This is a genomic window from Tardiphaga sp. (assembly GCF_025356345.1).
Taxonomy (GTDB): domain Bacteria; phylum Pseudomonadota; class Alphaproteobacteria; order Rhizobiales; family Xanthobacteraceae; genus Tardiphaga.
Window position 1 is genome coordinate 1 of record NZ_JANXTC010000280.1, and the last position, 8,392, is coordinate 8,392.

11 protein-coding genes are annotated in these 8,392 nt (G+C 63.2%); 6 read left to right on the plus strand and 5 right to left on the minus strand.

Features of this window, described 5'->3' with window-relative positions:
- Positions 1–97 precede the first annotated feature (97 nt).
- Both Q0S16_RS17350 and Q0S16_RS17355 read left to right on the plus strand, forming a co-directional pair.
- Positions 98–403: a hypothetical protein gene (locus Q0S16_RS17350; protein WP_295850528.1), complete on the plus strand. Its 306-nt coding sequence runs from the start codon at positions 98–100 to the stop codon at positions 401–403.
- A 36-nt stretch (positions 404–439) separates the two neighbouring features.
- Positions 440–820, plus strand: coding sequence for a hypothetical protein (locus Q0S16_RS17355; protein ID WP_295850530.1), 381 nt, complete (start codon positions 440–442; stop codon positions 818–820).
- A 33-nt stretch (positions 821–853) separates the two neighbouring features.
- Here the strand turns inward: Q0S16_RS17355 and Q0S16_RS17360 are convergent, their stop codons facing one another.
- Together Q0S16_RS17360 and Q0S16_RS17365 are read right to left on the minus strand one after the other, a co-directional pair.
- Entirely contained in the window at positions 854–1,108 is a 255-nt protein-coding gene (locus Q0S16_RS17360) for a DUF6719 family protein (RefSeq protein ID WP_295850532.1), read from the minus strand.
- Positions 1,108–1,260 carry a hypothetical protein gene (locus Q0S16_RS17365; protein ID WP_295850534.1) on the minus strand — a complete coding sequence of 51 codons (153 nt, stop codon included), beginning with the start codon at positions 1,258–1,260 and terminating at the stop codon, positions 1,108–1,110. Before Q0S16_RS17365 ends, Q0S16_RS17360 begins: the two co-directional genes overlap by 1 nt.
- 136 nt (positions 1,261–1,396) lie before the next feature.
- Here Q0S16_RS17365 and Q0S16_RS17370 point away from each other — a divergent pair, with 136 nt between their 5' ends.
- Positions 1,397–2,677, plus strand: coding sequence for an ArgE/DapE family deacylase (locus Q0S16_RS17370; RefSeq protein WP_295850537.1), 1,281 nt, complete (start codon positions 1,397–1,399; stop codon positions 2,675–2,677).
- Positions 2,678–2,754: 77 nt separating this feature from the next.
- On the opposite strand, the gene Q0S16_RS17375 is transcribed toward Q0S16_RS17370, so the two are convergent.
- Complete coding sequence (locus Q0S16_RS17375) at positions 2,755–3,543, minus strand: cobalamin-binding protein (RefSeq protein WP_295850556.1); 789 nt, start codon at positions 3,541–3,543, stop codon at positions 2,755–2,757.
- Between the two features lie 108 nt (positions 3,544–3,651).
- Here Q0S16_RS17375 and Q0S16_RS17380 point away from each other — a divergent pair, with 108 nt between their 5' ends.
- Together Q0S16_RS17380 and Q0S16_RS17385 are read left to right on the plus strand one after the other, a co-directional pair.
- A complete protein-coding gene (locus Q0S16_RS17380) occupies positions 3,652–4,050 on the plus strand; it encodes a PaaI family thioesterase (RefSeq protein ID WP_295850540.1) in 399 nt (132 codons plus the stop codon).
- Positions 4,051–4,215: 165 nt separating this feature from the next.
- The gene (locus Q0S16_RS17385; protein ID WP_295850543.1) at positions 4,216–4,854 is read left to right on the plus strand and encodes a GNAT family N-acetyltransferase; all 639 of its coding nucleotides are present in this window, start codon (positions 4,216–4,218) and stop codon (positions 4,852–4,854) included.
- Between the two features lie 46 nt (positions 4,855–4,900).
- Here the strand turns inward: Q0S16_RS17385 and Q0S16_RS17390 are convergent, their stop codons facing one another.
- Both Q0S16_RS17390 and Q0S16_RS17395 read right to left on the minus strand, forming a co-directional pair.
- The gene (locus Q0S16_RS17390) at positions 4,901–5,203 is read right to left on the minus strand and encodes a hypothetical protein (protein ID WP_295850545.1); all 303 of its coding nucleotides are present in this window, start codon (positions 5,201–5,203) and stop codon (positions 4,901–4,903) included.
- 119 nt (positions 5,204–5,322) lie between these two features.
- Positions 5,323–6,009 (minus strand): DUF2161 family putative PD-(D/E)XK-type phosphodiesterase, encoded by a 687-nt coding sequence (locus Q0S16_RS17395; RefSeq protein ID WP_295850550.1) that lies wholly within the window; start codon positions 6,007–6,009, stop codon positions 5,323–5,325.
- A gap of 354 nt (positions 6,010–6,363) precedes the next feature.
- Between Q0S16_RS17395 and Q0S16_RS17400 the strand changes: the two genes are divergently transcribed.
- Entirely contained in the window at positions 6,364–8,376 is a 2,013-nt protein-coding gene (locus tag Q0S16_RS17400) for a DEAD/DEAH box helicase (RefSeq protein WP_295850554.1), read from the plus strand.
- Positions 8,377–8,392: the final 16 nt, after the last annotated feature.

An 8,392-nucleotide genomic window follows, 5' to 3' on the forward strand; every position in this document is an offset into this window, starting at 1 on the left:
TCCCGGGCGGTGGCTGCGCTAATTTGCTCGTCGCGCTCAAAATTCACCCGCGCGACGGGGGGGGGGCGCGCGTCTTGCCAGCCAAGTGAATGGCCGGATGTTTCGTCGTCCCGTCGCCAATGAAACAATTCAGGCATCCCGCGAAACCATTTTACGGATCGACGCAAAGATCCCGACACAGCACTTTCCTATTATTCTCCGCGGTGATGCGGCGGACTGCCGTCATTTAGGAGGTCATCCGATGCCCCGCCTCGGCTTCATTATTGCGGTTGCAACCATGCTGGTCGGACTCTCATTCGCTAATGGCTCGGATGCCGGCCTGCCGGGCATCGGGACCTTCGCTTATAATGGGTCGCCGATGCGCGATACGGTCGCGCCGATCACGGTCGCCGCCGCCCGCTGACATCGCTCCGTTCCAGCCAGCCGAAAAGCAAATTTGATGATCCGATTTCGTTCATGGTCGAGCCCTGTTCTCGCTGGCATCTTCGCCATCATGGCGACCGCAAATGCGGCGCAGGCACAGAGCTGGGCGTGGAAGAAACTGCCGGATCCGCGCGGCGAGTTTGTGCGGCTGTGCGCGCCGCATATGGTCGGGCGATGGGCGCATCCGGAATCGGTGTGCAGCTGCCTGCACGATCACGCGCTGGCGACGGTCGAGGACAGCGACCTGCGCGAGGCGCTGCTGCGCGGTATCAGCGAGCGGGGCGTTCCGACCATCGAAACGGAGTGGATACCGGCGGCAAAGCGCCCCCTGATCAGCGCGACTTTCAGCCGGATCGCGAAGCCCACCCTGCAGTGCATGTTCGAGCCTGCGCCGTGATCCGGGTGCGGAACGCTCGCCGCAAAGGGCGTGCTATTTTGACTTGGTCCCCAAGCGTGGCACGCATTTTCGAACGCGGGCGACGCCGGCCGTCGTCAATGAGGTTCCGGAAATTTCCTTGATCTGGCCAGTCGGGCAGGAGCCATCGTCGACCTGGACACGCTGGCCGAGCCGCAACTGAACGACGTCCTGTTCACGCGAGAAAATCTGTACCTGCGCGGCCGCGGGCAAGACGCAGGCGGATGAAATCAGCGAACCGAGCAGCCAAAGCGCAATGCGCGCGCGCATCATTTGTTCTGCACCTTGAGGCCGTCAGGCCCGACATTGATCTGCAGCCCGCTCGGTTCCTTCTTGGTCTGGTAAAGATTGTAGCCGAGCACGCCGATCCCGACGATCAGCGCGCCGATGATGAGGAAAAGCACGTTTCGGTTGCCCGACATGGCAGTCTCCGTCTGAGATTTTTCATCATTGTAGGGACGCTTAGCCGATTCTCAAAGTCGGGCAGAAACCGCTGTGGGATGGCCCGGAATGTGCTTGAATTGGAAGCTGACGTTCAACTTCCGGAGCCTGCACCTGATGACTGCCACTGACCTTCACCGCAAAATCCTTGACGCCGTCGATGCCGGCTTCGACGCGCAGCTTTCGACCACGCAGGATTTTGTCGCGATTCCCTCGACCCGCGGCGCGGAGGGCCCGTGCCAGGACATGATCGGCGATCTGCTGCGCGAGCGCGGCTACGAGATCGACGACTGGAACATCGATGTCGAGGACCTCAAGGATCTTCGGGGGTTCGGACCCATCGAGCATGATTTTTCCCGCGCCCGCACCGTGGTCGGCACCTACCGGCCGACAACCAATACCGGTAAATCGCTGATCCTGCAGGGCCACTGCGACGTGGTGCCGACCGGACCGCTCGACATGTGGGAGACGCCACCGTTCTCGCCGGTGATCAAGGACGGCAGGATGTACGGCCGCGGCGCCTGCGACATGAAGTCGGGCACCATCGGCGCGCTCTATGCGCTCGATGCGATCAGGGCCGCAGGCCTGAAGCCGACCGCGCGGATTCATTTTCAGTCGGTGATCGAGGAGGAAAGCACCGGGGTCGGCGCGCTCTCGACCCTGCAGCGCGGTTACCGCGCCGATGCCTGTTTCATTCCCGAACCCACGGCTGGCAAGATGGTGCGCTCGCAGGTTGGTGTGATCTGGTTCCGCCTCAAGGTGCGCGGATTCCCGGTGCATGTGTTCGAAGCCGGCGCCGGCGCCAATGCCATCACCGCAGCCTATCATTTGATCCAAGCGGTCGAGCAGCTCGAGATCGAGTGGAACAAGCGCGCCGCCAGCGATCCGCATTTCAAGGACGTCACCCACCCGATCAATTTCAACCCCGGCATCATCAAGGGCGGCGACTGGGCGTCCTCCGTGCCGGCATGGTGCGATGTCGATTGCCGGATCGCGATCCTGCCCGGTTGGTCGGTGGCCGACGCGCAGGCTGAGATTCTCGCCTGCATCAACAAGGCGGCGCGCGACCATCGCTTCTTGTCCAACAACCCGCCGCGGGTGGAATGGTCCGGCTTCCTGTCGGAAGGCTATGAGCTGAAGGATTCGGCGGCGCCCGAAGCGGCGTTCGGCAAGGCCTATGATTCGGTCTATGGCGGAGCCACGCCCGACCTTGTCTTTACCGCGCTCACTGACACCCGCTTCTACGGGCTGAATTACAACATCCCGAGCCTGTGTTTCGGCGCCGACGGCCAGGCGATGCACGGCTTCAACGAATATGTCGACCTCGAATCGCTGCGCAAGTCGACCAAGGCAACCGCGCTGTTCATTGCCGAGTGGTGCGGCGTGGAGAAGGTTTAGTTCGGCGCCAGGCTCGTTTCCCGGACGCGCCGCGGTGTGGTTCACGCTGCTGCGCTGGTCCGGGAAACGGGACTGCGTCAGTCATTCGGCCACAATGCCTTTACGATCGCATCGAGCCCGTCCGTCAGCGCGGCCGGGCCGGGCTGCAGGATCAGCGGTGACTTGATCTCGACGATGCGGTTGTCGCGCACCGCGGGAATCGCATGCCAGCCTGGCCGCGACCGGATTTTTTCCGGCACGACCTTCTTGCCGCACCACGAGGCGAGGATCACGTCGGGCGCCGCCGCCATCACGGCGCCGGGCAGCACGATGCGGTCTTTCGCGGCCTTCTGAAAGCGCAGATCGGGAAAGATGTCTTCGCCGCCAGCGATGCCGATCAGCTCGGACACCCAGCCGATCCCGGAGATCAGTGGTTCGTCCCACTCCTCGAAATAGATTTTTGGCTTCTCCGCACGGCGTTGCCCGGCTGCGGCCACTTCGGCAAGCCGTTGCTCATAGCCGCAGGCGAGTTGCTCCGCGCGGTCCGCTGCGCCTACCATCGCGCCGAGCAATCGGATCATCGCCAGAATGCCGGCGACGTCGCGCTGGTTGAACACGTGAACCGCGACGCCCGCGCGCACCAGCATGGCGGCGATGTCAGCCTGCAGGTCCGAGAAGCCCAGCACCAGATCCGGATCCAGCGCCAGGATTTTTGGCACGTCCGCCGTGATGAAGGCGGACACCCGCGGTTTTTCACGGCGCACCCGGGCGGGACGGACGGCATAGCCGGAGACGCCGACGATGCGGTCCTGCTCGCCGAGCAGATACAGGGTTTCGACGGTCTCTTCGGTCAGGCAGACGATACGGCGGGGCGGGAAATGTCGCATCGCATCGATATGCCGCGAAACAAAATGCTTGTCACGGCGAGGTCGCCTGACCAGAATTTTGGCCAACCGCCCGCGCCACGACGGGCTGATCGGGAGAACCATCGCAGCATGTCATTTCTGGACAAGATCAGCAGCCTCGCGATGCCGTTTTCAGTCTCGATGGGCGTCACTTTCACCGAGGCGGAACCTGAGCGTGTCGTGGCCACCATGCTGGTGCGCGAGGATCTCTGCACCGTCGGCCACATGATTCACGGCGGCGCCGTGATGGCGCTCGCGGATGCGGTCGGCGCGGCGGCGACGGTGATCAATCTTCCGCCGGATGCCAAGGGGACCACCACGCTGGAAAGCAAGACCAACTTCATCGGCCGGGCCAAGGCGGGAACGACGGTGCGCGCCATTGCAACGCCGGTGCATCGTGGCGGCCGTACCCAGGTTTGGCAGACACGGATCGAAACCGAAGATGGCAAGCTGGTCGGTGTGGTGACGCAGACCCAGCTGGTGCTGTGATGCCGCGTTAAGATATCGCTCACCATCTTGCATAGGTGCATGGATCTTTGCGCTCTCCACCGAGCTTGCGACATCTGACACCTTGCGTTTTATGGTGCGACGCAACATATTCATGGTCTAGGGAGTCGACGCTTCCCCTCGAGGGCAACTTGAGGAAACTGGACCATGTCGAACGCTGCAACTGCCAATCCGATTGCCGTCCGGCGCGCAACCGCCGCCCACGGCGATGTTCGTGTGCTGAGCGCGCGTGAATTGCCGCTGTTTCAGGATCATCTGCTGCGGCTCGATCGGGACAGCCGGCGCGACCGCTTCAATGTATCACTGGACGACAATTTCCTGACTCGCTACGCCGCCAGATGCGTCAGCGACGGCACCATCATTCTGGCCTATTTCGAACGCGGCAAGATTCGCGGCGCGGCCGAATTGCATCAACCGGATCTATCGTCCGATTCGCTTCCCGAGATCGCGTTCAGCGTCGAATCCTGCGTTCGCCGTCAGGGTGTCGGCAGCATCCTGTTCACCAAGCTGATCGCGAAAGCGCGTTCGCTCGGCTATCAGACGCTGCGCATCACCACCGGTGCGCAAAATGATGCCATGCGGGCGCTTGCCAACAAGTTTGGCGCGCGTCTGTCATTCCGGCACGGCGAATCCACCGGCAATATCGACCTCAGCCAGGCGCCGGTGGCTGGCACCAACACCCAGCCGAGCAGCCCGGCGCTCGACATCGCGCGCGCTGTGGTGGACTACAATCGGGCTTGTTGGGGCCTGTGGTTCAGGATGAGTGGTATCGGCAGGCGCTCATAAACGAACGCGCGGGCAGGGCGCTTCGCCCTGCCTTTCGTTGCGCGTGTTACGCGCCGACGCGCTTGTCGTTGCCGATGATCCGCCGCGACACCTTGCGCTCCACGACGATCGAGCGCTGCGCGCCCTGTTCGCCGGCAATCACCCGCGTTGAACGCGCGGCGGTGCGGCTGACCTTCTTGACTTCGGTCTGCACGGCTTCCAGCGGCATGCCCATCAGGGCTGCGGCGATCTCGGCCTGCTGATCCAGATCCTCGGTGATCCCCATCGCCGCGAAAATCGCTTCTTCCAGGGTCGGCGGATCGCGCTTCACGCGACGGGTGCCGTATTTCGTATTCCAATCTTCGCTCATAACGCGCCTCGATGTTGATTTGAGATACGTAACGGAGCCAATGTTGCATTGCAATATGGAACTGGTGCGGCAACTCAGCCGAGCCGTCTTATTCCCAGGGTCGCGCAAACAATTTGTCGTCAGACTTCGGCGGACGGCGTGGCCACGATAGCCCGGGCCGGTTGCGGCCAGCGTTTCAAAGCGGCGTGGCCGGAATCTGTAAGCGTATAGGTGCCACGCGCCGGGCTTTCGAACCAGCCGTAGACGTTGCGATGCAGGATCTTCTGGGCGTCGGGATAATCAGGCGTCAGATCGCGCACCTTGCGCGGACCCAGCACCAGCATCGAGGCGCAGGCCAGTGCCTGCTGCCGGTAGGCGGTCATGATTGGTGCGCGGGTACTGCCCCCCAGCGCCGGATCACCGAGCCGCTTCTTGTGTTCGGTCACCAGGCGCGAGCGCTTCTTCGGATTGCGCCGCGGCGCAATGGCGTCCGGCGCGACCAGCACCTCGACGCCGCCGGCATCGGTGATGCCGAGCATGCCAAAGCCGAGGCGGCGGCACAGATTGCGGTAACGCGCGTCGCTTTCGCGCCCCTTGCCGCGAATGGAAAGCCTGGCCGCGAGCCATACTTCGTCGCAAGAGCTGGCGCGATCAACCCCCTGCAACAGCAGCTCGAGATTGAAGGTGAGCTTCAATTCGCCGATCACCACGATCGGCGGTTCGTCGCCGTTCAGGGCGACCAGATCGCAGCCGCCGATTTCGCCTTTCACTGTGAAGCCAAGGCCTTCCAGGAAGTTCTTGACCGGCAGGTAGAGCGAGGTTTCCACGGCTGAACCCTGACAATGAAGCAATCCGGCGGCTGCCGCGACTCAGTCACCGAGATTAGACCGGATCGCGCAGGACGGCAGCCTCCCGTGCAGTGTTCGGCTTCAGCAAAGACAATCTGTCCAGAAACCCACGTTTGTCAGGGGGTTAGCGATAGCTTTAAGGATAATGTCCGCACATGGCAGCAATGATTGGCGTTTTGCTGCAGAACAGCATAAAGCACAGTCAACCACCCGCACCGGACTTTTGGACCCGACGTGACCGCCCAATATGAGGGGCGGCAGATTCGTTTCCGTTTGGTCCAATTGGGTCCCGACCGCCGTGGCGGTCCTTGCAAAACCAAGGTTGAAATCTCCGTGACATTTTTATCGACAGGTCCGTCGCTCGCCCGCGCATTGGCAGAGCGTAACTACAGTGAATCCACGCCCGTGCAGTCCGCGGTGCTGGCTGACGACGCCGCCGGACGCGATCTCCTCGTTTCGGCACAGACCGGCTCCGGCAAGACCGTGGCTTACGGTCTGGCCATCGCCGACAATTTGCTGGAAGGCGCCGAGAAGCTGCCGAAGGCTGGCCTGCCGCTGGCGCTCATCGTTGCGCCGACCCGCGAACTGGCCCTGCAGGTGCACGGCGAACTGACCTGGCTCTATAAATATGCCGGCGCGCGCGTCGTCTCCTGCGTCGGCGGCATGGACCCCCGCAAGGAACAGCGCGATCTCGCCGAAGGCGCCCATATCGTCGTCGGCACGCCCGGCCGGCTGTGCGACCATCTCCGCCGCAACCGCCTCGATGTCTCGCAGCTCAAGGCCGTCGTGCTCGACGAAGCCGACGAAATGCTCGACATGGGTTTTCGCGAAGACATGGAGTTCATCCTCAAGACCACCCCGGCCACCCGCCGCACGCTGCTGTTCTCGGCAACCCTGCCGCGCGGCATCGTCGCGCTGGCCAAGCAGTACCAGCAGCAGGCATTTCGCGTTGAAGTGGCCGGCGCCGATGGTGGCCATTCCGACATCGAATATCGCGCGATCCGGATTTCGCCGAACGACGTCGACCATGCCGTCGTCAACGTACTGCGCTATTTCGAATCGCCCAGCACCATCGTGTTCTGCAACACCCGCAACGCCGTCCGTCATCTGCAGACCGTGCTGCAGGAGCGCGGCTTCTCGGTGGTCGCCTTGTCCGGCGAACTGACCCAGAACGAACGCACCTCGGCGCTGCAGGCACTGCGCGACGGCCGCGCCCGCGTCTGCGTCGCAACCGACGTCGCCGCCCGCGGCATCGATCTGCCGAATCTCGGCCTCGTCATTCATGCTGATCTGCCCAACGACGCCGAAGTCATGCAGCATCGCTCCGGCCGCACCGGTCGCGCCGGCAAGAAAGGCATCAGCGTTCTGCTGGTGCCGCCCGCGCGCAAGCGTCGTGCCGAATTGCTGCTCAATCTCGGCGGCATCGATGCGGTGTGGGGCTCCGCGCCGACCGTGGAGGAAATCCGCACCCTCGATCAGCAGCGCATGTTGAAGGACACGCTGTTCACCGAGGAATCCACCGAGGAAGATCTGACGCTGGCCCGCGCCATGCTCGCCGAGCGTTCGGCCGAGGATATCGCTGCCGCTCTCGCGCGACTTTATCGCGCCCGTCTGCCGGCGCCGGAAGAGGTGCAGGATCCCGGCACGTTCCGCGGCCGCGAAGATCGCAGCGCCCCGCGCAATGACCGCGACTCCCGTGGACAGGATCGCACCGCGCCGCGCGAGTCTCGGCCGAAGTCGAAGCCGCGCGAAAGCATGGGCGAGGGCTCGATGTGGTTCCGTGCCGCCATCGGCCGTCAGAAGAACGCCGAGGCCCGCTGGCTGCTGCCGATGATCTGCCGTCGTGGCGGCATCGAGAAGAACGACATCGGCGCGATCAAGATCTACGACGCCAATTCCGAGTTCGAGATCTCGGCCGCGGCGGTCGAGAAATTCCTGGTGATGGTCAAGCGGCCGGACAAGGAAGACAACATTCGTATCGAGCCGCTGCCGAACGGTCCGGAAGGCGCGATCGCCTCGAGCCGGCCGAACCCGGAAGACCGCGACTATTCGAACGCCAAGCGCAAGCCGAGCTATGGCAAGACCTCCGATGGTGACCGGCCGGACTTCAAGGACAAGTCGTCCTACAAGGAGAAGTCTTGGAACGACAAGCCGCAAGGCGATCGCAAGCCCTATGCCGGCGACAAGCCGCGCTATGAGGGCAAGCCGAGCTACGACAAGCCGGCGGGTGATCGGCCGGCATTCAAGAAGCCGCGCGCGGAAAAGCCGCCATACATTGCCAAGGCCAAGCGTGAAGGCGGCGAGGGTTTCGCCAAGCCGGCATTCGGCAAGAAGAACAAGGCCTGATTGATAAAGCTCGCGG